Here is a 19,852-nt window from a genome sequence, read left to right as displayed (position 1 = left end):
GCACGCCTCATATGGATGCTGTCCGATAGACTCGACTGAAGATGACTGCTGAGAACCCCGCCAGCCCCCGGCTCAACCGCAGAGAGCAGTGGGCACGGCGCCTGAGCATCGCACTGCCACTCTTACCGCTGGCAGTCGCGTCGATCTGGTACGCCCTGGTGGCCGTCACCTCTCCCGGCCCATACGCCCCGCTGATCTTCTTGGTGGTGCTCGTCTACGGCTTTCCGGTCGTGCTCGTGCTCGGCATCGCGCTGCACATTGTCATTGGGGCCGGGTCGTGGAGCTCCCGCTCGACCAAGGTGTTCGTCTCGTGGGCGCTGGGCATCCTGCTCTATCTGCCCGCGGTGATCTTCGCCGCGCTCTACGCGCTGACCTTCACTCTTTAGGCGACGGCTCCGCGTCTTTCGCAACCACCGCATCCGACCGCACCAGTTTCAACCCGATCACCGCCACGACGACACCGCCGACGCAGGCCGCCTTGGGCCATGAGAACGACTCGGCACCCGTCGCCATCGCGAAGACCACCGTCAGCACCGCACCGATGCCCACCCAGACCGAGTAGGCGGTGCCGATCGGGATCGTACGAGCCGCACGACTCAGACCAGCCATGCTGATCACCAGTGCGACGAAGAAGACGATGACCGCGACCGGCTGCGTGAACCCCTGGGAGCTTCCGAGCGCGGTCGCCCAGACAGCTTCGAGCACGCCGCTCACGACGAGGATGACCCACGGCATCAGCTCACCACCTTCAGGCCGATGACGGATGCGACGAGCAGCACGAGCAGCAGCACACGCGCGATCGAGGCGCGTTCTCGACCGCTCACCATCGACCAGACCACCGTGAGACATGCGCCGATGCCCACCCAGACGGCATAGGCCGTGCCGGTCGGGATCACCGACATTGCATATGCGAGGCCGGCCATGCTCGCGCTGAACGCGACGACGAAGAGGATGCTGGGCCAGAGTCTGCGAAAACCTCGCGACGCCGCGAGCGCTGCCGCCCAGACGGTCTCAAGCAGACCTGATGCGATGAGTATGATCCATGCCACGACGTGACCCTCCTACGAGTCAGTCTTGTCGTATGCGGGTACTGCTCCCTCGTCCGCAGGCCGGCATTCAGGCCTCGAAGACAGGTTAGCAGCGGCAGCGAACAGATGGCTCTCACGTTTCTGAAGACACGATAACAAAGGCCCCGCATCCCGGTGATTCTGTGGGATGCAGGGCCTTCGACTCAGCGCGGAGACGGAGGGATTTGAAACCGCTTCGCTGTCTGGCCCCGATGCGGGAACCATCTTGACTCTAGTAAACAGGTGGGATGGTGGTCACATCGATGTCGCTGGATCACAGCAGACTGTGGGCAAAACGTGGGCACGAAAGTAACCCTTGACTTTCTAACATCTTTCCCTCTGCTAGAGCGCGTTCTCTTCCGGGGAGCTATTGGCAGATCGCCTACCTCACATGTTTGCTGAATGCAGCGCAGGTCGGGCAGATAGACGTTACCCTTCAGCGCCGTCGGGCTGTTCGTTGGTCTTGCGATGAGCCCAACTTGCATTCTCTTTCAGCTCTCGAGCAAGCTTCTTGATGCTTCGCTTACTCCTTGGCGCCGGCTGGAGACGGAAGTCGATGGATGCATGGCCCGTCACTTCCGAAACATTCGCAGAATCATCGATCCAGCGCAGACCCGCGGATTGAATCCGGCTCAGCGGTACCGCACAAACTCCATCACTTGAGCGACCACCTTGCGTGTACTCGTTGAAGTGGCCTTCTGCCGTTACCAATTTCTCCCGTGCAGTAGATCGTTCTCCTGCGTCATCCTCTGAAGGCTCATAAACCTGCGAGGTGAGATCGTCTCCACGGTGATGATTGGGATGCACATTTCTCCACGCACACTCGTCGCGTTCAAAATCAGAGTCAGAGATGACTTTCTCTCCCGGGCTCAATGGAACAAATCCATTCTCAGACATCTGTCTCCCCATATAACCAAGAAATTATCCGTTCCGGAGATTCCTCCGACGTAAAGGTCCGCTCGCCATCGGCATCCCGTTCATCAGCAAGGGCATATGCGATTTCGGACCCATCAGAGAGAACATCAATTTCAAACTCAGCATCACGCCATTCAATCTGAACTCCTCCGTCCGGCCTTGGGAAAATCGACACGTTTCTATGATTCGACGTGCTAATCACCTCGGCTAGACGTTCGACGCGGTCGACTACACTTGCGGATATGCCCTCCCCGTGCCCATCGAACCACCCCGGCTCTAGTCCGGCTAAGGATTCGATTTGCTCAGCAAGATCTGGCGGCAACGCCTTCTCGGCGTTGAAGATATCCTGAAGGCCCTCTATCTCGCCAGTCGATGTCAGTTGCACCTTGGCAGAAATGGCAACCATCGGAGCGCGCTGCTTATAGCCTGACAGGGTATGGAGGTCGGCCCACAGACTTGGGTCTTTGAATGATCCGCGAACGATGCGCTGTTCATCAGAAAGGAGGACCGAAACCTGGTGCGGACTTGACTCGACACCAGTAATTTGGCCGAGGACTACGGTGTCCTTGATCGTAGGCGAGTCTTCGACCACCTCAGCCAAGAGTGTTCGCAGCTCCGAATTAAGCCGTGCCCACTCTGAGCCGTCCTGAGACCGGAGCGCAATATTCTCGCTTTCGCGCAGGCCTCGCCCCAAAACTGCAAGACGGGATCGCGCTTGTACTGGAAATGTGCTGGTGAACTCGTGAGTTTGAGCAAAAGATTGAATCTCATCGTAAACCAAGTTGCGAGATCGTTCGAAATAGTCCGTGGCTGCGATGTCGAGCTTTGTATCGTTAGCCTGCGGCCGCGTGAGAACCGCTTCGACACACCCAGCCCGAAAATCTGCTACTCGCAGGTCAAAACTGGCTCGAAAGCCACGAGCGATACGCTCTCGGCGAGGATGCTCGCGCTTATAGAGCTCAACTGCAACCTCTTCGAGCAAAACCTCAAAACGTCGGAGTTCCTGCAGCGCGGCTACGGGCATACCGTCTGTATTAAACCGCCCACCTGCAAACTCCAGGAGGCCGAAGTGTCCCCGTTCTTCGCTCATAGGTCAATCTTCGCACACTGGCGGTGCGGTTCGTCCTGCATACCCCCGTGTTGCCTGGTTCGTCTATCCCCACAGCATGGACGCCCTTCCCGTTGACCGCGGTGAACCGCTGTGTCCCACTGAGACTAAGCAGATTTTGCCTCTGCGCCTTGGCCCGCACCATTCTTCTCGGCGCAACTAATGCCGGGATGCTGACTTTGGGTACTTCGAGGCCGGAGCTTCGCGCGCGCGCGACCCCCTATTACAACCCCGGGGAGAGAGGAACACGGCGCGCGGGAGGTGGTCCGGTCAGTCGATCGTGCTGGATTTTTCGGCGGTCTCGATGCCAGGTGCTGCGTGAGTGGCTGGCGCCGTTCCTGGCTCCTTCACATTGGTGTCACCGTTGTGACAAGAGGCTAATCCCTCAGAGTGTGAAGCACGGCCGCCTCGTGTGATTGAGACGGCCGTGCTGGCGCCCGCTGTGCACATCTTCCCGAAAGGAGAGGTTGATGTGTGCGGGCGGGGCGGGTGAGGCATGCCGTTGGGCATCATCCGAGCCTCTGCCCGTCCCGGTCTTGTGGTCAGCTCTGCAGGATGTGCGTGCGTCGCTGCTCGAGTTTGGTGGCCGCGTCGGTGGGAGTGTTGAGTCTGAGCCCTCCACGTGCGATTGCGAGCCAGTCGATGCCGTTGTTGAGGCTGTTGTTCACACAGTAGGTTCCGTCGAGTGACCAGTTATCTTCTGCTGCGAACGAGATGGAGTGGTCGAGCTTGTTGGCCATTCTGTTTCGCCCCTGCAGCAGTAGGATGCCGTCGACCTCGGCAGGTGTCGGGCTGAGCTCGAACGTCTCGCTGATGGTCGTGCGCAGTGTGGCGATGGGGCGTATGGCTGCCCAGGCTGTGCGCACGTCTCTCCATGTCTGGGATGCGTGTTCGTCGGCCAGGTCGATAACTTGGTCAGAGGTAGTACCCCAGGTGAACCCGTACGTTTGTGCTGCTGTGGTCAGTGGAGCGACGATCTCGTCGAAGCGCGGCTGAAGGTCAGTGACGATCTGGTCGAGGTCGGGCAGGACTGCTTCGCGTACTTCTGTGAGTAGCTGGTCGCGGAAGGATGCAACACCTGCACCGAGGCCTATCTCCCACGTGTTCGCAGTGGTATGTCTGCGTAGTGCGATGTCGGTTACTCTTTGGCATGCCTGCTTGTCGGTGAGTCCGAGCAGACTGCCGGTTGGCTCCTGTGCGTGCTTCTCGACGGCCTCAAGCAGCTCGAAAGCTCGGGTGATGGAGCCGGGCACTTTGATGCCTGCTGCTTCTGCCGTTGCCTGGAATTTGATGAGTTCGACGTAGTTGATGCTCATCAGCGTGCACCTCCGATCTCACGGATGAGCCCTGCCGTCAGCAGATGCTGGACTTGTGCGGGGTCGGTCTCTGGCGGGAGCATCCCACCGTGGTAGACGTACGTCTCTTGCCCATTGACGAGGCGAGCGACTACAGCAGTGGCTGTCACTTGGTAGGTGTGAGTTCCGAGAATGAAACGATTGATTGACGCGGCCATCAGTGGGCACCTCCCCGAGGATGCTCCTGCTCCTGGGTAGTGGTGCCCTTATTGCCCCATGCCAGCTCGTAGAGCTCCTCGACTGTGAGCTCGCGGGGTTTCTCAGCCTGTCGGACCGACTGCTTGCGCTGCTGTGGCGCCTTTGTACGGTAGGGGCCAACGATAGTAGCGCCGCGCGTGGGTGGGTTGTCTGCATTGACCTGGTTGAGCAGCGCTCGTGCCCAAGGAGGCGCACCGACGGACTGCTCGCAGGTTTGTGGATAGTGATGTGTCATGAGATCTCCGATGACATGCTGGAAAGATCACGAGCGGGCACTGCCTCGACTTCGTGTTCCCCACCGGGGAGATGCTGGCTGCAAGCGTGGGGGCCCTGCCTCCACAACGCTTCGCCTTGGTCTATTCTATCGGGTTTCGCGGCGAGTTCCGGCCTACGACGCAACAGGTCGTCGACACGGTTATCAACCTTGACCCAGTCGATCCGGCCGTGCTCGTCGAGTACGTTGTCAACGCCTACGAAGCGCTGGAAGTCATCGGTTCGCAGCAGACGGCCAGCCAAACGCACAGCGAGCAGTTGTGCCCGAAGCTCCCGGACAAGAACTGCTTGCCCCGCCAGAGTCCGGCGGGCCTCATTCCGCTGAGCTTTGAACCGGATGACATCTTGCAAGAGTTTCTTCTGTGGATCCCTGCGATCAGTCATGGGTATTTCCTTCCGTGTCGTGGTGGCCGTTGATTGTCTCGGCGGTGTCGACGAGTTGATCGCTGAGCCGGTAGGCGTGGTCTGGTTCGATCGCAGTGAGAAACCGTCCTGCGCAGTAGATGCGGATGATGGGTCTTGTGCTGCCGTCAGGGTCACGCCAGGTCGACTGCTCGGCGTAGACACCTCTGAGCTCAGGCATGCTGCACCTCGTGTTCGATGGGTGTCGCGATGGCTTGCCGGTAGGCCGGTGTGCAGCACGGGTGCATGCCCAGGCTGGTCGCCGCGGCTTGCCGCATGGGCATGTGGCACTCGGGGCACCAGTAGCCGGTGAGTGGCCAGATGCTGCCGTCTGGGGCTGTCCAGGTGTCAGGCACCGTGCTCTCCTCTCACTTGGGCGAGACACTGCGCGCAGGCGTTGTCCACGAGCGGGATGTTGTGCACAGGGCAGAGCGCCGTGTGTTCATCGACGACCTGCAGATGCGCGTGCCTCTGTGCCGTGGCCAGCCTGGCGATGTTGTCGGTGCGTGGCGAAGGTGCCACCGAAGGTGCCGAAGATGCCACGTTCTCGAATGCAGGCACCTTGGGCACCTTCGTGGCACCTTGGGCGCCGTCCTCGTCGATGCCCCAGACCCAGCCAGCGCCGAACCCAGACTTGCGCGAAGCGATCCTCGGGTCTTTCGAGCGCTTGCGGGCATGCTTGAGCTCGTTGTCTGAGAACCCTGCTGCGCGGCCTGCTTTGAGTACGTCGCCGGCTTTCGCTTCGAGCCCGTCGATGTTCTTGAGGTAGTCGAGGATGAACGCCTGGGCAGCGTTTCTGTCCTCGCCGTCATCGTCACCTGCGGGTTCGCGGTTGATGATCTCGCTGACAGACATCTCGGTCTCACCGATCTCTTCGACGTGAGCGATGTCCTCGATGGTGCCGTCACTGGTCGCCACCTCGGTGTTCTCGAGTCGGAATGCCCAGGACTTTCCGGCAGCGGTCGAGTAGTTCGACTTGTCCAGGGTGAGCACGCGGTCGCCGGTCTCGTCATCGGTGGCGATCAGGATTAGGCTGCGCACGGTATCTCGGAAGGCGTGAGATCCGCTCACCTTGTCGCTGGCGCGGCCGCCGCCCTTGCCGAAGTGTGCCACGCCGACGATCGCGATGTGCAGGTCGCGGGCGATGGCAGCCAGCGGGTCAAGGCTGGCACGAACATCGTCACGACGATTGCTGTCACCGGCGATCAGCCCGGTCAGCGGGTCGATCACCCAGACCTTCACACTCGCACGGTCAAGCTCGCGGCGGATCTGCGGCAGATCCTCGGGAATGCGGGGCACGCCCTCGACGTCTTCGCCGGCCACGTCGAGCAGCGCGTCGAGGAACAGCACCCGGTCAAGATCCGCGCCTGCCGCCTCAAGGCGAAGCCTCTGCAACGGTTTGGCATCCTCGGTGGCAGTGATCGCCACAGTCAGACGCTGCCCCTGGTAGTCACCCTCAAGCTCGCCACGGGTGGCCTGGGCGAGCTTGTGCAGTACCCAGGTGGACTTGCCCTCACCGGCACGACCAGCGACCAGAGAGAGCACGTCCTCGGGCCAGAGATCCGCTGCGACGAACGACTGGTGCGTCGTAGTCACGTCCGAGGCTTTGGTCAGCGCGACCCGCCGTGCGGGCCTGTGCGTCGACACTGTGCGCAGGTCGTTCGGCCCGTGGCCGGCCATGATGTGATCGGCGATGTCCTTGCAGCCTTCGGCCGGCAGCACGACGTTCACAGACCCGCTACAGATCTCCTGCAGGCGCTGATACAGACCCTCTGCCCGTTTCCTGCCGGGCTCGTCATCGTCGGCCGCGATGGTCACCTGCAGGGCGTGAGCAAGCGGCGTGTAGTCGGCTTTCTCCCAGGACTGCGCGCCCTGTGGGCTGGTCGTGGCGACCTCGCCCAGAGAGCGCAGCACGTCGGCGTCTTTCTCACCCTCGCACACCCAGATGCGCTTGCCAGCCCTAACACCCGCAGTCACCTCGTCGAGGTGATAGAGCGGGGTCACGCTCTTGTCGACGATGTCCTGGCGGAACACCTTGCCGGGTGACCGGTAGACCGTGCGAGCCAGAGCTCCGGACTCGGTACGGTACTCGTACTTCACGCCACGAGGCTCGTCGAACAGATCAGCCGGCTGCACCCCGACCGCAGCCAGCACGTCGGCTGTCGGGTCGCTGAAGCTGTGCACGAGCACCTGCCCGTCGATGCCCTTGATCGACACCGACAGGTCTTTGGCCGAATGGCCCGGCGCCTGAGCCGAAGCGCTACGCGGCCCGGTGTGCTTGACCTTCAGCCCAGCAGTCTCGAACGCTGTCATCAGCCTGTCGAATGCGGTCGTCATCAAGTTCCTCCTCAGAGGTCATCAGGTCATGGGTGAGAATGCGGATGGTGCCAACGATCAGCAGCACCACGTTGGCCAGCAGCAGCGTGTTGTCAGCCGGCGCCCAGAGCAGGCGCACCAGCCCCAGCAGGGCCGCGAGAACGAACCATGTCACAGGGCATCACCTGCCCGAGCCTCAGCACGGTCGGCACGTTCCTCGGCCACGATCAGCCTCACAACCATCTGCACGGTCTGGCCGAACAAGCCGATGTTGTCGCGGCACTCGACCACGTTGAGATCACCGTCTTTCGCTGCGATCTGGCGCAGGATGTTGAGTGGCACATCGCACTGCTCGCCAGTCAGCAAGCCGTACCGCGTGAACAAGGGAAGCAAACGGGCCTTGAGGTCATCGAGGATGTCTCGAGCTTCGGTGCTCATAGTCCGCCCCCGATGCCGTCGATAGCAGGCTCAGCGCAGTAGTCGACCGGTCGTTGCAGGGTCTTGCGTTCGGTGATCGAGGTGCCGGCGTCGATCAGGGCGAGCAGCACGGGCCCGAGCTGGTCTGGGCGCAGGGTAATGGTGTTCTGCTCTATGCCGATGACGATCAGCTCTTCGCCCTTGTGATTGGTCATGGTGTCGACCGTCAAGACGCTGGGGAAGGTCACGTCGCTGAAGGTGAACTTACGCATGTTCGACCGCCTCACGCTGACGGGCATCCATGACCTCGACCGGGCACGCGAAGTCCAGTTCGAGATCAAGGGCGATCTGCTCGAACGAGGCTTCGGTATCGATGAAGTCGCCCAAGTCTGGTGATGAGAAGTAGTAACCGTCGCGTGCTTTGAACTTCCATCTGCGCCATGCCTTCGCGGGCACATTGCGGATGCACCCGTACTTGAGATAGACCCTCGCCGTCAGCAGCGCCAGGCGCCTCTCCTTCCGGGTCGAGCCTCGGAAGTACCAAACCCTGAGAACTCTGTCGCCGGGTATGCGCTGCAAACGGAAGTAGAAGCGAGCCCATGAACCGGATCTGTCATCCCTAGACAGCCGGCAGTGGCTCTCAGATTCACGCTCTACGATCTCGTAGTCAAGGTATGATGTGGACATATCGGTTCTTTCCTCTAGCTGATTGATCGAATCGTTCGCCCCGGTTGGTGTTGGCGCACCACCGGGGTTTTTCTTTGCCTGGTCGGTCATGCCACAGCTCCCTCGGCCGTGCCCTGGCGTTCGCTACCTTCGAGCCATGCGTCGAGGTCTGCGCGTCGATAGAGCACAACTCTCGGCGTCGGCTTGAGGTACTTGGGACCTTTTCCGAGGTATCGCATCTGAGCCAGGTTGGCGACGCTGAGACGCGTGTACTCGCTCGCCTCACTGGGCTTGAGCAAATCGGTGTTTGTCACCCTGCATCCTTTCGTTGAGTGAATCACATATATCGTGATTGGGTCACGTTGTGAGTGTACAGTCTCGTTCATCGTGATGCAACACTGCTATCGTGACTCCATGGCTACTCCTTCACACAGCGATGTCGTCTTTGCCGAACAGTTCCGAGTGGCGCGAGAGCGACTTGACCTCAAACAGAGCGACGTTCTTCGAGAGATGCAGGAGCGCGGGTTCGAATGGAACAGGAATACACTCAGCTCACTTGAACGGGGGCAACGGGGCGTCTCCCTTTCCGAAGCGCTCGCCCTTGCTGAGATCATCGGACAACCGATCGGCTCTCTTTCTGACGAGAAACGCCTCAACGTTGACTATCTGGCAACTCGCGTCGAGCGCGCACGAGACCAAGCAATCCGGGCGCTTGCGTACTATTACGGTCTACGCTTCGATCTGGCGAAGAACCTCGACCAGTTGAGGGCTAAGACAATCCCGAAGAAGACAGCCGAGTTAATTACTGCACCAGAGGATGTACTCGAAGCTGCGTGGGATGCTGCTCTGGCTCTTGAGCACGGGACAGCATTCGCTAATTCACCTAAGCCTGGTGCATTCTTCAAGGCCGCCACAACGAAACGCTAGCAATGGCCAGCATCGAGCCGTACCAGACGAAAGCCGGGAAGCGTTGGCGGGTCAGATACCGCAAGCCAGACCACTCGAGCACTGACAAGCGCGGCTTCACGACGAAACGCGACGCCCAGCAGTGGCTCGCCACCGTGCAGGTCGCCGATGCTCAAGGTGCGTTCGTTGATCCGGCCCTGGGGCGCGCCAAGGTCGCCTCGCTCGCCGAGGCATGGCTCGACACGAAGAAGCAACTCAAGCCCTCGAGCTATGCGCCACTTGAGGCGGCATGGCGCAACCACGTCGAACCGGTCTGGGGTCATGTCGCCTTGCGATCGATCACGTTCAGCGCGGTACAGCAGTGGGTGTCCAAGCTCAGCGACCAGGGCAAGTCACCAACCGTAGTGATCCGAGCCTTCGGTGTCCTGCACGGCATCATCACCACCGCCATCCGTGACCACCGCATCACCATCGACCCGTGCGCCGGCGTACAGCTGCCACGCAAGACCGAGAAGCCCCGACGCTACCTCTCGCACGAGCAGGTAGCTGCGCTGGCGTCAGCGTCCGGCGAGAGGGCTCTGCTCGTGCTCGTGCTGGCCTACACCGGGCTGAGGTGGGGTGAGGCCATCGCGCTGCGCCGCTGCGACCTCGACGCGAAACGCGGGCGGGTCAGAGTGACGAGAGCCGCCATCGAGGTGGGGTCGACCATTCACGTCGGGGAACCCAAGACGTACGAACACCGCGACGTGCCCGTGCCTGCTTTCCTCCTAGAACGACTCACAGAGCTCTCACACAGCCTACAATCCGACAGCCTGCTCTTCCCAGGCGATTCTGGGCAGTTCCTGCACCGACCCGGCACAGGCGCAAAGAAGCGCTCCTGGTACAAGACCGCGCTTACTCACGCCGGGCTCGAGCCGATGACTGTCCACGACCTGCGGCACACTGCAGCGAGTCTGGCGATCTCGGCCGGCGCGAATGTGAAGGCCGTGCAGCGGATGCTCGGACATGCCTCCGCGTCGGTCACCCTCGATACGTACAGCGACCTCTTCGACACCGACCTCGACGCTGTTGGGAACGCCCTCAATCATGCAGCTCGCGCTGCAGGTGTGGGCAAATTGTGGGCAGAGAGCACCGTCACGAAACAAGAAGAAAGCCCTGCCCCCCAGTAGTTATGCGGGGTTCGGGTTCTTCGAGGAAGTGCGGAGACGGAGGGATTTGAACCCTCGGTCCCGAAATTCGGGACTCCACCTTAGCAGGGTGGTGCACTAGGCCAGACTATGCGACGTCTCCAGATGTGCCCGCGAAAGGCACCATGTCATCATAGCGGATTCGCACGGGCGCGCCACACCGCTCAAGCGCAGACCTACCGGTTGGCCACCGCACAGGTCTGGTCTCGGGCAGTCTGCCCGACGATGCCCTCTGGAAGCACCGTCGCCGGCTGCGAGGCCTCCGGCGCAGGCGACCCCGAGGCGGGCGAGGGCTGCGCTGACGTCGACGGCGCGGCATCTGCCGGCTGCGAGGCGGCGGCGTCAGGCGCCTCACCCACCGTCTCTGATCCGATGCCCGTCTTGCTGTTCTCGTTCAGCCGCACGCCCTCGCCCGAGGCGATCGCCTGGAAGAGCGGCGTCGACAGCGTCGGATCGAGCACGACGCGGTTACGGTCGCGGGGGTCTTCGGTCACTGGGGCCTGGACGAAAGCGACGTTGTCGAGCGAGATGCCAGCCGCCGTCGCACCCAATGAGACCAGCATGCCGGTGTCTTTCAGGTTCGACGAGAACTCCATGTTGCGGGCTGCGGCAGAGGCGAGGTCGTAGAGCCGCACCGGGTTCGTGAGCGCACCCTGAGTCTGAATCGTGCGCACCAGCGACGAGAGATAGACCTGCTGCGAACTGATGCGCCCGAGGTCGCTGCCATCGCCCACGCCGTGGCGATTGCGCAGGAACGCCAGAGCGTCCGACCCCTGGATCGTGTGCTCGCCGGCCGTCAGGTGCAGACCGGAGTCGTTGTCGTTGATGTCGTTCGTCACGCAGACGGGCACGCCGCCGATCGCGTTCGACATCTCAATGACGCCCTTGAAGTCGATCTTTCCGACGAAGCCGATGTCGACGCCGGTGAGCTTCTCGATGGTGAGCGCCGTGCAGCTCGGCCCGCCGTACGAGATGGTCGAGTTGATCTGCACCCGGCTCTGCGCCGGGTAGGTGCCACCGCTGCCGTCGGTCTTGGGGCACGCGGGCATCGAGACCATCAGATCTCGCGGAAAGCTCACTGCGGTCGCCGTCTGATGGTCGGCCGAGACGTGCAGCAGCATGATGACGTCGGCCAGGTCGGCGTCTTTGTCTTCGGCCGTGAAGCCCTCACCCTGGTCTTTGCGGGTGTCAGAGCCGATCAGCAGAAAGTTGACCGGGCCGTCGACGGTGGCGACCTGCGGGCTGCCGTCCACGTTCGTGAAGTCGAAGTAGCCGATGTCTTTCTGCACCGACCAGACCATCAGCCCGGCGAGTGCGATGCCTCCGACGATGACCATGGTCACGCAGAGGGCGAGCCACTTGAAGATCGCCTTGGGGCCGCCTCCGGCCGGCGCGAGCGCACCGTGGCGTGCGACCGCGGTGAAGCGGTTGTCGTTCGCAGCGGAGGACGCCTTCGCCAGGCGACGTTCAACCTCACGTCGCTCTCGTCGCGACTGCGCCATCAAGGCCCCTTTCGCCAGGTCAGTCTGATCTACAAACTCTACTAGTGTGCCGATGTTTCATGTGAAACGCCTGTCTGCCCGTCTACAATGCCGATGTGCGTCTCGTCATTGCTCGCTGCACGGTGGATTACGCCGGGCGGCTCACGTCTCACCTGCCCCTCGGCACCCGTGTGCTCATGCTCAAAGCCGACGGCTCGCTGCTCGTGCACGCCGACGGCGGCTCGTACAAGCCGCTGAACTGGATGTCACCGCCCTGCAGCCTGACCGTCGACGAGCCCGACGACGACCAGCGCAAGGTCGGCGTCACCGAAGTCTGGCGCGTCACCCAGCGCAAGACGTCAGACCAGCTGATCGTGGGCATCCACGAGATTCTCAGCGACACCTCGCACGAGCTCGGCACCGACCCCGGACTGATCAAAGACGGGGTCGAGGCGCACCTGCAGGAGCTGCTCGCGGCACAGATCGAGCTGCTGGGCGAGGGATGCGAACTCGTGCGCCGAGAGTACGCCACCGCGATCGGGCCGGTCGACATCATGGCCCGCGGGGTGAACGGGGAGCACATCGCGGTCGAGCTCAAACGTCGAGGTGACATCGACGGGGTGGAGCAGCTCACCCGCTACCTCGAGCTGCTGAACCGCGACCCGCTGCTCTCCCCCGTGCAGGGCGTCTTCGCCGCACAGGAGATCAAACCGCAGGCGCGCACCCTGGCCGAGGACCGCGGCATCCGCTGCCTCGTGCTCGACTACGAGGCCATGCGCGGCACCGACGACGCCGACGAGCGGCTGTTCTAGGCGCGCTGCACCCAGCGGTCGCCCCGCAGACGCAGCCCGAGAGTGAGGGCGCGCATGATCATCAGCCCGCCGCCGAAGCACGACCACACCGCGACGAGCTTCCACTGATCGGCGACCATGGCGCCGTCGAGCAGCCAGAGCACCGCCGCCATCCACACAGCCATGCCGGCCAAGTTGAGCAGCCCGGCCAGCGCCAGATAGCGTCCGTCGCCGGCGCCGATCAGGATGCCGTCGAGCACGAACACGTACCCGGCGAGCGGCAGCGTCACCCCCATCGCGATCAGCCCCGGGGTCAGCATCGACAGCACACCCAGGTCGCTCGTGAACGCTCGCCCGGCCCACGGCGAGGCAGCCACGAAGACGACGGTCAGCGCTGCCCCGACCAGAACGCCCCACTGCTGCAGCCGTCGACTCACCACGCGCACGCCGAAGGGAGCCGTCGGAGAGCCCTTCGAGGCTCTGGCGTCTGCCGACTCTCGTCGCTGCCGCTCACGCTCGCCGAGTTCGAGCCCGACCAGCGCCTGACCGGCGACGGCGAGCGCGTCGAAGGCCATGCCCAACGCACTGAACAGCGAGAAGAGCACCTGGTAGCCGGCGAGGGTGTCAGTGCCGAGACGCGCGGCGAGCCAGACCGTCGCGAGCAGTGCCACGCGCAGCGTCGCCGTGCGCAGAAACAGCCAGCCGCCTTCGCGCATCGAGCGGCCCACACCCGCCCATTCGGGCCGCAGGCCAGCACCGACGGCACGGGCGCGCCGCACGACGATGCCGGCCAGCACGAAGCCCATGCCGCACTGGACGACGACGGTGCCCAGCGCCGAGCCTGCGACGCCCCAGCCCAGCCCGTAGATGAAGAACGCGTTCAGTCCGACGTTCGCACCCATGCCCGCTGCGACCACCACCAGCGGCGTCTTGGTGTCTTGCAGACCGCGCAGCACGCCGGTCGCTGCGAGCACGACGAGCATCGCCGGCAGGCCGAACAGCGAGACGCGAAGATACGCATGCGCGTGGGAGGCCACCTCGGAGTCAGGGGTGAGCATCGCCACAAGCGGGTCGGCGGCCCACCACCCCACGACCGAGAGCGCGACGCCGGTGAGGAGTGCGAGCCAGAGCCCGTCGATGCCGGCGGCGAGCGCTTCGGTGGGCCGCCCCTGGCCCAAGCGACGTGCGACGAGGGGTGTGGCCGCGTAGGCGAGAAAGACCATCAGGCCGACCGCCGTCTGCAGGATGCTCGCCGCGGCTGCGAGCCCGGCCAGCGGAGCAGCGCCCAAGTGGCCGATCATCGCCGAGTCGATCAGCGTGAACACCGGCTCGGCGACGAGCGCGCCGAGCGCCGGAACCGCGAGGGCCGTGATGCGCCGGTCGAGGCTGTGCCGCGGTTCGGTCATACAGGCACTCTAGCGGCGACGCCTGACACGTCGCCGGGGTAGCGCCTCGATCGCGCTAGCGCTGGTAGACGCCGACCAGCGTCGCGCGCGCGAGCGTGTGCGAGAAGAGGTTGAACCCCAGCACGGCCGGCGTCGCGTTCTCTGGCAGATCGAGATGGTCGACGTCGACGGCGTGCACCACGAAGTAGTAGTGGTGCGGCTTGTGCCCGACGGGCGGTGCGGCACCGACGAAGTCGCGACCGAGCGAGTCGTTCGTCAGGGCGATCGCACCCGCGGGCAGCGATCCGCCGCCGGTCGAGGCGTTGCCGGCACCGGCATCCAGCGAGGTCACCGAGGCGGGTACGTCATAGACCGCCCAATGCCAGTAGCCGCTCGCGGTGGGGGCGTCGGGGTCGTAGGCCGTGATCGCGAAGCTCTTCGTGCCGGCGGGGAAGCCCGACCACGACAGCTGCGGAGACCGGCCTTCTCCGCCGGCGCCGACCCCGACTTGGGCCGACTTCAGCGTCTGACCGTCGACGACGTCGTCGCTGGTGAGCGTGAATGAGGGAACCTGTGGCAGTTCATCGTAAGGATTGACCATGTTCCATGCTAGGCACACTCTGCGGCCGCATGCGAGGGAAATCGACCGGGTGCGGGCAGACAGGCGGACACCGCCACGTCGACAACTATGCTGTGGGCATGACTTCTGCTGCCTCTCGCGACTCTCAGCCCGCCGACCTCTCATCTGGCATCCGCGTCACCGACCTCGACCCTGCGGTGCGCCCGCAGGACGACCTCTACCTGCACGTCGACGGACGCTGGCTCGAACGCACCGAGATTCCGGCCGACAAGTCGCGCTATGGTGCATTCCTGCAGCTCGCCGAGGCGGCCGAAGACGCGATTCGCACGATCATCGAGGCCGACGCCGAGACCGACGCGAACGCAGACGACGCCTCGACCGCCGACCGCCGCAAGATCGGCGATCTCTACGCGAGCTTCATGGACGAAGACCGCGCCGAGCAGCTGGGCGCTGCTCCGATCGCCGACGACATCGCCGCCGCGCTGGCACCGCAGACCGTCACCGAGTTCGTGACCGCGGTCGGCCGCGCCGAGGAGCGCGGCTCGAGCGGATTCTTCGGGCTCTACGTCGACAACGACCCGGGGCAGCCCGACCGTTATGTGCCCTTCGTCATGCAGGGCGGCATCGGCCTGCCCGACGAGTCGTACTACCGCGAAGAGCAGTTCGCCGACGTGCGAGGCAAGTACCTGATCTACCTGCAGGTGCTGCTTGAGCTCGCCGGCGTCGACGCCGCCGCCGAGCGAGCCCGCGACGTGCTGCAGCTCGAGACCGACATCGCGGCCGCACACTGGGACGTCGTCGCGAGCCGCGAGATCGAGAAGACCTACAATCTGCGCACGTTCGACCAGCTCGTCGCCGCGACGCCGAACATCGACTGGAGCGCCTATCTCGAGGCCGCGCAGGTCGACCCGAAGGTGCTCGCCGAGGTCGTCGTCGCACAGCCGTCGGCACTCGAGGGTCTCGCCGCCCTGCTCACCGAAGACCGGCTGCCGGCATGGCGATCATGGCTCGCCGTCAACGTCATCCGCGGTGCCGCCCCCTACCTCTCGCACGACTTCGTCGAGATCAACTTCGACTTCTACGGCCGCACGCTGAGCGGCACCCCCGAGCTGCGCCCCCGCTGGAAGCGCGGCGTCTCGCTCGTGCAGGGGGGCTTGGGCGAGGCCGTCGGGCGCGAGTACGTCGCGCAGCACTTCCCTCCGACGGCGAAGCACCGCATGGACGAGCTCGTCGCGAACCTCATCGAGGCCTACCGCCGCTCGGTCGACTCGCTGACCTGGCTCGGCGACGACACCAAGCGTCTGGCTCTCGAGAAGCTCGCGAAGTTCACCCCGAAGATCGGCTACCCCGTGAAGTGGCGCGACTACTCTACGCTCGAGATCGACCGCGACGACCTGGTCGGCAACGTGCGTGCGATCGGGCGCTACGAGCAGGCGCGTGAGCTGGGCAAGATCGGTCGTCCGATCGACCGCGACGAGTGGTTCATGACCCCGCAGACCGTGAACGCCTACTACAACCCCGGCTTCAACGAGATCGTGTTCCCGGCCGCGATTCTGCAGCCGCCCTTCTTCAACGCCAAGGCCGACGACGCCGCGAACTATGGCGGCATCGGCGCCGTGATCGGCCACGAGATCAGCCACGGCTTCGACGACCAGGGTTCGAAGTACGACGGCGACGGTCGACTGGTCGACTGGTGGAGCGCGACCGACCGCGAAGCCTTCGAGAAGCTCACCGCCGCGCTCGTCGCGCAGTACAACGCGCTCGAGCCGCTCGACGCTCCCGGCCACAAAGTCAACGGCGCGCTCACGCTGGGTGAGAACATCGCCGACCTCAGCGGCCTCTCGATCGCCTGGCAGGCATACCTGCTGTCGCTGGGCGTCGACCCTGCGCAGTCAGCGGCGGATGCCGTGGCCCAGGCCGCCCGTCAGGCGCCGGTCATCGACGATCTCACCGGCCCGCAGCGGTTCTTTCTGTCGTGGGCGCAGGTCTGGGCCGAGAAGCGTCGCCCGGAAGAGGCAGTGCGTCTGCTCACCATCGACCCGCACTCGCCCAACGACCTGCGCGCGAACCAGATTCCCCGCAACCTGGACGCCTTTCACGAGGTGTTCTCGGTCGCCGCAGACGATCGGCTGTGGCTGGGCAGCGACGAGCGCGTTCGCATCTGGTGATTCTCGCCGAATGAACGCCGCCGAGCTATGACCCGGTCTGGCCGGTGATCATCGACCAGGCCGGGCCGGGCAGCAGCCCGATATTGGCGATGCGCCAGTCGAGCCCCGGGTCGTCGATCGACTGAGAGATCAGCACCGGCGCAGAGCCGACCTGTTCGCCTGCTCGCTCGATCAGCACCGTGCCCACCTGTGATCCGGATCGCGCCCCAGCCTGCACCGATGCGCCGACGAACCGCCCCGTGACCGGCGTGCCCTGCCAGCTCAGCACGTGCACCGTGGCCGCAGACTGCGCATCAGCCGACGCCCCCCACGACGTGGTCAGCGTTCCTGCCGACTCACCGGCGACGAGCACATCACGCGAGATGATCGACTGCCTGATCGACTGAATGAGCTGATCGACCTCAGGCTGCAGCTTCGCATGGTCTTCGGTGCTGCCGAGGGCGGCTCCGATCAGCTCGAACGGAACCCCGTCAACGGTGAAATGGGCGGAGTAGGCGAGATTGAACACGTCGGCCAGGCTGCCGGTCTTCAGCCCGTCGACACCCTGTTGGCCGAGCAGGGAGTTGTGGTTCTTTATCTCGCCGACCCCTGGGATGTCAGCTGTCTGCGTCGAGACGATCTGACGCACCACCGGGTTCGCCAGCGCGAGCTCGCCCAAGTGCACGATCTGCTCTGGGGTCGCCTGGTTGCGCTCGTCGATTCCGGTCGGGTCGGCGATCGTCATGCCGCCCAAGCCGTTCTCCTCCAACCAGGCCGGGGTGCTCTCCAGATAGTCGTCGACGCTGCCGAACGCCCAAGTCGCCAAGCTGGTGGTGTAGTTGTTGCTCGACGGCAGCAGCGACAGCTCGAGCATTTGGAACTGGCTGATCGACGCGCCGACGGTCACCGGCTCGACCGAACCGTTCTGCTCCACGTAGCTCTTCATGAGGTCTTCGTCGGCCTGCGTCATCGTGATCGACGGCCCTTGGTCGCCGACCTGCAGCGGCCGACGATCGAGCACGCGCAGCGCGGTGACGAGCTTCGTCACGCTCGCGATCGAGTAGGCCTTCTGCTCGCCGTGCGTCATCGAGACGCTCACCTGGCTCGCCGCAGGCTGATCGCCGAGGCTGCGCAGCACGAACGCTCCGGCTCCGGTCGACGGCCAGGCCAGCTGGGCATCGGCAGGCTGATCAGCACCAGCGCCCGCACCGCCGCCGACCGCCGCGGTGTCTGCGGACTCTGCGCCGGCATCCACCTGCTGCAGCGAGGTGTCGGCGAAGGCGATGCTCGCCGACTGCACCGGCAGCGGCCCCCACGCCACCCACGCCGCGAGCGACAGCAGAATCGAGGCGACGACGACCGTGATGGGCCACCCGATGCCGCGCGCAGGCTTCAGCGCTGCGGCACCCCCCTGCGCGAGCAGGTCACTGCGTCGACGAGTCATGCTCCGTGCTCTTCCCCTGCTTCGTGATCGCACGAGGACCGACCGCGAGACGCAGAACCGAGTGCACAATCGTATTCGGTCTCGTCTGGCTCAAGGGCCTGTGCGTGCCGCGCGCGCGCGCGGGCGGCATACCCGAACCACTCTACGATGATCGCGCGCAAAGAAGAGGTAGCGACGTCAGTCTGCAGCCGATTGGCCCCGTCGGCCGGGCTCCCGATGTCATCGATCAGTCGGGTCGTCTGCGGGCCGACCACGGCACGAGTCGTGTTTCCCGCGATCTCGGCCACCGGCAGCCTGCCGGCCAGCACCCGGTCGATCAGGTCGAGCGCTCCCTGTGCGTCGCGCCCCTGCAGATCGTTCATCAGCAGACGCCCGACCAGTCGGGCCCGGGGGTCGTCGAAGCGGATCTCAGGCACCACCGTGCCGTCGTCAAAGCGGATCTCGGCGAATTCATGGCGCAGATCGCGCTGCTGCAGCGCATCGTCTGCTGACTCGTGGGCGTGACTCATCGCTGCACCGGGTACGCCGTGATGATGCGCCCTCGGTCGTCGAGCGCCATCTGTATCGTGAGCCCGCCGCCGCGCCCGACGAACGCGTCACCCTGCGCGCGACGACTGTCATACGCCTCATTGATCGCGTCGACCACCTGCTGCGCGCTCATCGAGGTCGGGTAGAACGTCGAGAAACCGCGGTTGCCCGCTTTGGCCCGCCCGTCGACCGTCACTTGGGCGGTGTAGACCCCCTGCGTGTCGGGAGGGGTCTCGGTGCCGCCGACCACCGCGCCCTTCGTTCCGGTGAACGCCTGCGAGTGATAGCCGACCGCTTTGCCTGCACGGCTGATCTCACCAGAGAAAATATGGGTGAGCGCGTGGCGGGTGAAATGGTCGGTGCCCTGCAGCCGGCTGAGCCCGCTGATGTCGCCCGAGCTGCCTGCGTGCGCCCCCGGGGCGTCGAGCGAGGTGTCTTTCGGGGCGGCCTCGCTCGGCTTGGCGCGCGATACTCCGCTCTCGTTCGGTGCGGCGGATGCCGAGGTGTGCGCCCCGGCATCGTGCGCAGCAGGGCTGGTGGCTTCGTTCGCGTCGAAACCGCGCTGCACGAACACCCAGATCGCGAGCACCGCCACAAGGGCCAGCAGGATCAGATTGCGCGTGAGGCGCTGTCTGCTGCCTCGTCGTGACGTCATGATAGGAGTATATGGAGCCGACCAGCCGCAG

At 64.2% G+C, this 19,852-nt stretch carries 24 protein-coding genes, 1 tRNA gene and 1 riboswitch; of the genes, 5 read left to right on the top strand and 20 right to left on the bottom strand.

The window, feature by feature from the left end; translation table 11 throughout:
• Nucleotides 1–41 precede the first annotated feature (41 nt).
• A complete protein-coding gene (locus F8O06_RS00740; protein ID WP_158037021.1) occupies nt 42–386 on the top strand; it encodes a hypothetical protein in 345 nt (114 codons plus the stop codon).
• Here F8O06_RS00740 and F8O06_RS00735 read toward each other — a convergent pair.
• The 13 genes from F8O06_RS00735 to F8O06_RS00675 form a co-directional block, all read right to left on the bottom strand.
• Nucleotides 376–735, bottom strand: coding sequence for a DMT family transporter (locus F8O06_RS00735; protein WP_158037020.1), 360 nt, complete (start codon nt 733–735; stop codon nt 376–378). The genes F8O06_RS00740 and F8O06_RS00735 overlap by 11 nt on opposite strands.
• Nucleotides 735–1,049 (bottom strand): DMT family transporter, encoded by a 315-nt coding sequence (locus F8O06_RS00730; RefSeq protein ID WP_158037019.1) that lies wholly within the window; start codon nt 1,047–1,049, stop codon nt 735–737. Before F8O06_RS00730 ends, F8O06_RS00735 begins: the two co-directional genes overlap by 1 nt.
• A gap of 13 nt (nt 1,050–1,062) precedes the next feature.
• Nucleotides 1,063–1,127: riboswitch (guanidine-III (ykkC-III) riboswitch) on the bottom strand.
• 369 nt (nt 1,128–1,496) lie between these two features.
• Entirely contained in the window at nt 1,497–1,964 is a 468-nt protein-coding gene (locus tag F8O06_RS00725; protein ID WP_158037018.1) for a hypothetical protein, read from the bottom strand.
• Nucleotides 1,957–3,072, bottom strand: coding sequence for a hypothetical protein (locus F8O06_RS00720; protein WP_158037017.1), 1,116 nt, complete (start codon nt 3,070–3,072; stop codon nt 1,957–1,959). Before F8O06_RS00720 ends, F8O06_RS00725 begins: the two co-directional genes overlap by 8 nt.
• A gap of 560 nt (nt 3,073–3,632) precedes the next feature.
• Nucleotides 3,633–4,406, bottom strand: coding sequence for a hypothetical protein (locus F8O06_RS00715; RefSeq protein ID WP_158037016.1), 774 nt, complete (start codon nt 4,404–4,406; stop codon nt 3,633–3,635).
• 468 nt (nt 4,407–4,874) lie between these two features.
• Nucleotides 4,875–5,300 carry a hypothetical protein gene (locus tag F8O06_RS00710; RefSeq protein WP_158037015.1) on the bottom strand — a complete coding sequence of 142 codons (426 nt, stop codon included), beginning with the start codon at nt 5,298–5,300 and terminating at the stop codon, nt 4,875–4,877.
• Entirely contained in the window at nt 5,293–5,499 is a 207-nt protein-coding gene (locus F8O06_RS00705; RefSeq protein WP_158037014.1) for a hypothetical protein, read from the bottom strand. Before F8O06_RS00705 ends, F8O06_RS00710 begins: the two co-directional genes overlap by 8 nt.
• Nucleotides 5,500–5,666: 167 nt before the next feature.
• Nucleotides 5,667–7,655 carry an AAA family ATPase gene (locus F8O06_RS00700; RefSeq protein WP_158037013.1) on the bottom strand — a complete coding sequence of 663 codons (1,989 nt, stop codon included), beginning with the start codon at nt 7,653–7,655 and terminating at the stop codon, nt 5,667–5,669.
• Nucleotides 7,579–7,809, bottom strand: coding sequence for a hypothetical protein (locus F8O06_RS00695; protein WP_158037012.1), 231 nt, complete (start codon nt 7,807–7,809; stop codon nt 7,579–7,581). The genes F8O06_RS00700 and F8O06_RS00695 overlap by 77 nt, the downstream gene beginning before the upstream one ends.
• Nucleotides 7,806–8,072 (bottom strand): hypothetical protein, encoded by a 267-nt coding sequence (locus F8O06_RS00690; RefSeq protein ID WP_158037011.1) that lies wholly within the window; start codon nt 8,070–8,072, stop codon nt 7,806–7,808. The genes F8O06_RS00695 and F8O06_RS00690 overlap by 4 nt, the downstream gene beginning before the upstream one ends.
• Nucleotides 8,069–8,323 (bottom strand): hypothetical protein, encoded by a 255-nt coding sequence (locus F8O06_RS00685; RefSeq protein WP_158037010.1) that lies wholly within the window; start codon nt 8,321–8,323, stop codon nt 8,069–8,071. The genes F8O06_RS00690 and F8O06_RS00685 overlap by 4 nt, the downstream gene beginning before the upstream one ends.
• On the bottom strand, nt 8,316–8,828 hold the full coding sequence (locus F8O06_RS00680; protein WP_158037009.1) for a hypothetical protein: 513 nt from the start codon (nt 8,826–8,828) through the stop codon (nt 8,316–8,318). Before F8O06_RS00680 ends, F8O06_RS00685 begins: the two co-directional genes overlap by 8 nt.
• On the bottom strand, nt 8,825–9,031 hold the full coding sequence (locus tag F8O06_RS00675) for a helix-turn-helix transcriptional regulator (RefSeq protein ID WP_225733308.1): 207 nt from the start codon (nt 9,029–9,031) through the stop codon (nt 8,825–8,827). Before F8O06_RS00675 ends, F8O06_RS00680 begins: the two co-directional genes overlap by 4 nt.
• Before the next feature lie 100 nt (nt 9,032–9,131).
• Here F8O06_RS00675 and F8O06_RS00670 point away from each other — a divergent pair, with 100 nt between their 5' ends.
• The gene (locus F8O06_RS00670) at nt 9,132–9,644 is read left to right on the top strand and encodes a helix-turn-helix domain-containing protein (protein ID WP_158037007.1); all 513 of its coding nucleotides are present in this window, start codon (nt 9,132–9,134) and stop codon (nt 9,642–9,644) included.
• A gap of 2 nt (nt 9,645–9,646) precedes the next feature.
• Nucleotides 9,647–10,792, top strand: a complete 1,146-nt coding sequence (locus tag F8O06_RS00665) for a tyrosine-type recombinase/integrase (protein WP_158037006.1) — start codon at nt 9,647–9,649, stop codon at nt 10,790–10,792.
• A gap of 31 nt (nt 10,793–10,823) precedes the next feature.
• On the opposite strand, the gene F8O06_RS00660 is transcribed toward F8O06_RS00665, so the two are convergent.
• Together F8O06_RS00660 and F8O06_RS00655 are read right to left on the bottom strand one after the other, a co-directional pair.
• A tRNA-Ser gene (locus F8O06_RS00660) sits at nt 10,824–10,913 on the bottom strand.
• A 73-nt stretch (nt 10,914–10,986) separates the two neighbouring features.
• Nucleotides 10,987–12,312 (bottom strand): LCP family protein, encoded by a 1,326-nt coding sequence (locus tag F8O06_RS00655; RefSeq protein ID WP_158037005.1) that lies wholly within the window; start codon nt 12,310–12,312, stop codon nt 10,987–10,989.
• A 95-nt stretch (nt 12,313–12,407) separates the two neighbouring features.
• On the opposite strand from F8O06_RS00655, the gene nucS reads away from it, so the two are divergent.
• Complete coding sequence (gene nucS, locus F8O06_RS00650; protein ID WP_158030370.1) at nt 12,408–13,103, top strand: endonuclease NucS; 696 nt, start codon at nt 12,408–12,410, stop codon at nt 13,101–13,103.
• Here nucS and F8O06_RS00645 read toward each other — a convergent pair.
• Together F8O06_RS00645 and F8O06_RS00640 are read right to left on the bottom strand one after the other, a co-directional pair.
• Nucleotides 13,100–14,488, bottom strand: a complete 1,389-nt coding sequence (locus F8O06_RS00645) for an MATE family efflux transporter (protein ID WP_158037004.1) — start codon at nt 14,486–14,488, stop codon at nt 13,100–13,102. The two genes, nucS and F8O06_RS00645, sit on opposite strands and share 4 nt — an antisense overlap.
• A 55-nt stretch (nt 14,489–14,543) precedes the next feature.
• Nucleotides 14,544–15,068 (bottom strand): YbhB/YbcL family Raf kinase inhibitor-like protein, encoded by a 525-nt coding sequence (locus tag F8O06_RS00640; protein ID WP_158037003.1) that lies wholly within the window; start codon nt 15,066–15,068, stop codon nt 14,544–14,546.
• A 98-nt stretch (nt 15,069–15,166) separates the two neighbouring features.
• Between F8O06_RS00640 and F8O06_RS00635 the strand changes: the two genes are divergently transcribed.
• Nucleotides 15,167–17,215 carry a M13 family metallopeptidase gene (locus F8O06_RS00635; RefSeq protein ID WP_158037002.1) on the top strand — a complete coding sequence of 683 codons (2,049 nt, stop codon included), beginning with the start codon at nt 15,167–15,169 and terminating at the stop codon, nt 17,213–17,215.
• A gap of 25 nt (nt 17,216–17,240) precedes the next feature.
• Here F8O06_RS00635 and F8O06_RS00630 read toward each other — a convergent pair whose 3' ends face one another.
• From F8O06_RS00630 to F8O06_RS00620, 3 genes are read right to left on the bottom strand one after another with little or no spacing between them, the layout of a single operon-like run.
• Complete coding sequence (locus F8O06_RS00630; protein WP_158037001.1) at nt 17,241–18,638, bottom strand: D-alanyl-D-alanine carboxypeptidase family protein; 1,398 nt, start codon at nt 18,636–18,638, stop codon at nt 17,241–17,243.
• Nucleotides 18,635–19,147: a hypothetical protein gene (locus F8O06_RS00625; RefSeq protein ID WP_158037000.1), complete on the bottom strand. Its 513-nt coding sequence runs from the start codon at nt 19,145–19,147 to the stop codon at nt 18,635–18,637. Before F8O06_RS00625 ends, F8O06_RS00630 begins: the two co-directional genes overlap by 4 nt.
• Nucleotides 19,144–19,821 carry an EndoU domain-containing protein gene (locus F8O06_RS00620; protein WP_192496781.1) on the bottom strand — a complete coding sequence of 226 codons (678 nt, stop codon included), beginning with the start codon at nt 19,819–19,821 and terminating at the stop codon, nt 19,144–19,146. The genes F8O06_RS00625 and F8O06_RS00620 overlap by 4 nt, the downstream gene beginning before the upstream one ends.
• Nucleotides 19,822–19,852 lie beyond the last annotated feature (31 nt).

Origin of the sequence: Pseudoclavibacter sp. CFCC 14310, from assembly GCF_008831165.1 — a bacterium.
In the GTDB taxonomy this organism is placed as follows: domain Bacteria; phylum Actinomycetota; class Actinomycetes; order Actinomycetales; family Microbacteriaceae; genus Pseudoclavibacter_A.
This window is presented reverse-complemented; position numbering and strand designations above follow the sequence as displayed.

Excerpts from the sequence above, each read along its gene's own strand:
- F8O06_RS00740 (WP_158037021.1), top strand. The coding sequence starts at position 42 with ATGACTGCTGAGAACCCCGCCAGCCCCCGGCTCAACCGCAGAGAGCAG.
- F8O06_RS00735 (WP_158037020.1), bottom strand. The coding sequence starts at position 735 with ATGCCGTGGGTCATCCTCGTCGTGAGCGGCGTGCTCGAAGCTGTCTGG.
- F8O06_RS00725 (WP_158037018.1), bottom strand. The coding sequence starts at position 1,964 with ATGTCTGAGAATGGATTTGTTCCATTGAGCCCGGGAGAGAAAGTCATC.
- F8O06_RS00720 (WP_158037017.1), bottom strand. The coding sequence starts at position 3,072 with ATGAGCGAAGAACGGGGACACTTCGGCCTCCTGGAGTTTGCAGGTGGG.
- F8O06_RS00715 (WP_158037016.1), bottom strand. The coding sequence starts at position 4,406 with ATGAGCATCAACTACGTCGAACTCATCAAATTCCAGGCAACGGCAGAA.
- F8O06_RS00710 (WP_158037015.1), bottom strand. The coding sequence starts at position 5,300 with ATGACTGATCGCAGGGATCCACAGAAGAAACTCTTGCAAGATGTCATC.
- F8O06_RS00705 (WP_158037014.1), bottom strand. The coding sequence starts at position 5,499 with ATGCCTGAGCTCAGAGGTGTCTACGCCGAGCAGTCGACCTGGCGTGAC.
- F8O06_RS00700 (WP_158037013.1), bottom strand. The coding sequence starts at position 7,655 with ATGACGACCGCATTCGACAGGCTGATGACAGCGTTCGAGACTGCTGGG.
- F8O06_RS00690 (WP_158037011.1), bottom strand. The coding sequence starts at position 8,072 with ATGAGCACCGAAGCTCGAGACATCCTCGATGACCTCAAGGCCCGTTTG.
- F8O06_RS00685 (WP_158037010.1), bottom strand. The coding sequence starts at position 8,323 with ATGCGTAAGTTCACCTTCAGCGACGTGACCTTCCCCAGCGTCTTGACG.
- F8O06_RS00680 (WP_158037009.1), bottom strand. The coding sequence starts at position 8,828 with ATGACCGACCAGGCAAAGAAAAACCCCGGTGGTGCGCCAACACCAACC.
- F8O06_RS00670 (WP_158037007.1), top strand. The coding sequence starts at position 9,132 with ATGGCTACTCCTTCACACAGCGATGTCGTCTTTGCCGAACAGTTCCGA.
- F8O06_RS00665 (WP_158037006.1), top strand. The coding sequence starts at position 9,647 with ATGGCCAGCATCGAGCCGTACCAGACGAAAGCCGGGAAGCGTTGGCGG.
- F8O06_RS00655 (WP_158037005.1), bottom strand. The coding sequence starts at position 12,312 with ATGGCGCAGTCGCGACGAGAGCGACGTGAGGTTGAACGTCGCCTGGCG.
- F8O06_RS00645 (WP_158037004.1), bottom strand. The coding sequence starts at position 14,488 with ATGACCGAACCGCGGCACAGCCTCGACCGGCGCATCACGGCCCTCGCG.
- F8O06_RS00640 (WP_158037003.1), bottom strand. The coding sequence starts at position 15,068 with ATGGTCAATCCTTACGATGAACTGCCACAGGTTCCCTCATTCACGCTC.
- F8O06_RS00635 (WP_158037002.1), top strand. The coding sequence starts at position 15,167 with ATGACTTCTGCTGCCTCTCGCGACTCTCAGCCCGCCGACCTCTCATCT.
- F8O06_RS00630 (WP_158037001.1), bottom strand. The coding sequence starts at position 18,638 with ATGACTCGTCGACGCAGTGACCTGCTCGCGCAGGGGGGTGCCGCAGCG.
- F8O06_RS00625 (WP_158037000.1), bottom strand. The coding sequence starts at position 19,147 with ATGAGTCACGCCCACGAGTCAGCAGACGATGCGCTGCAGCAGCGCGAT.
- F8O06_RS00620 (WP_192496781.1), bottom strand. The coding sequence starts at position 19,821 with ATGACGTCACGACGAGGCAGCAGACAGCGCCTCACGCGCAATCTGATC.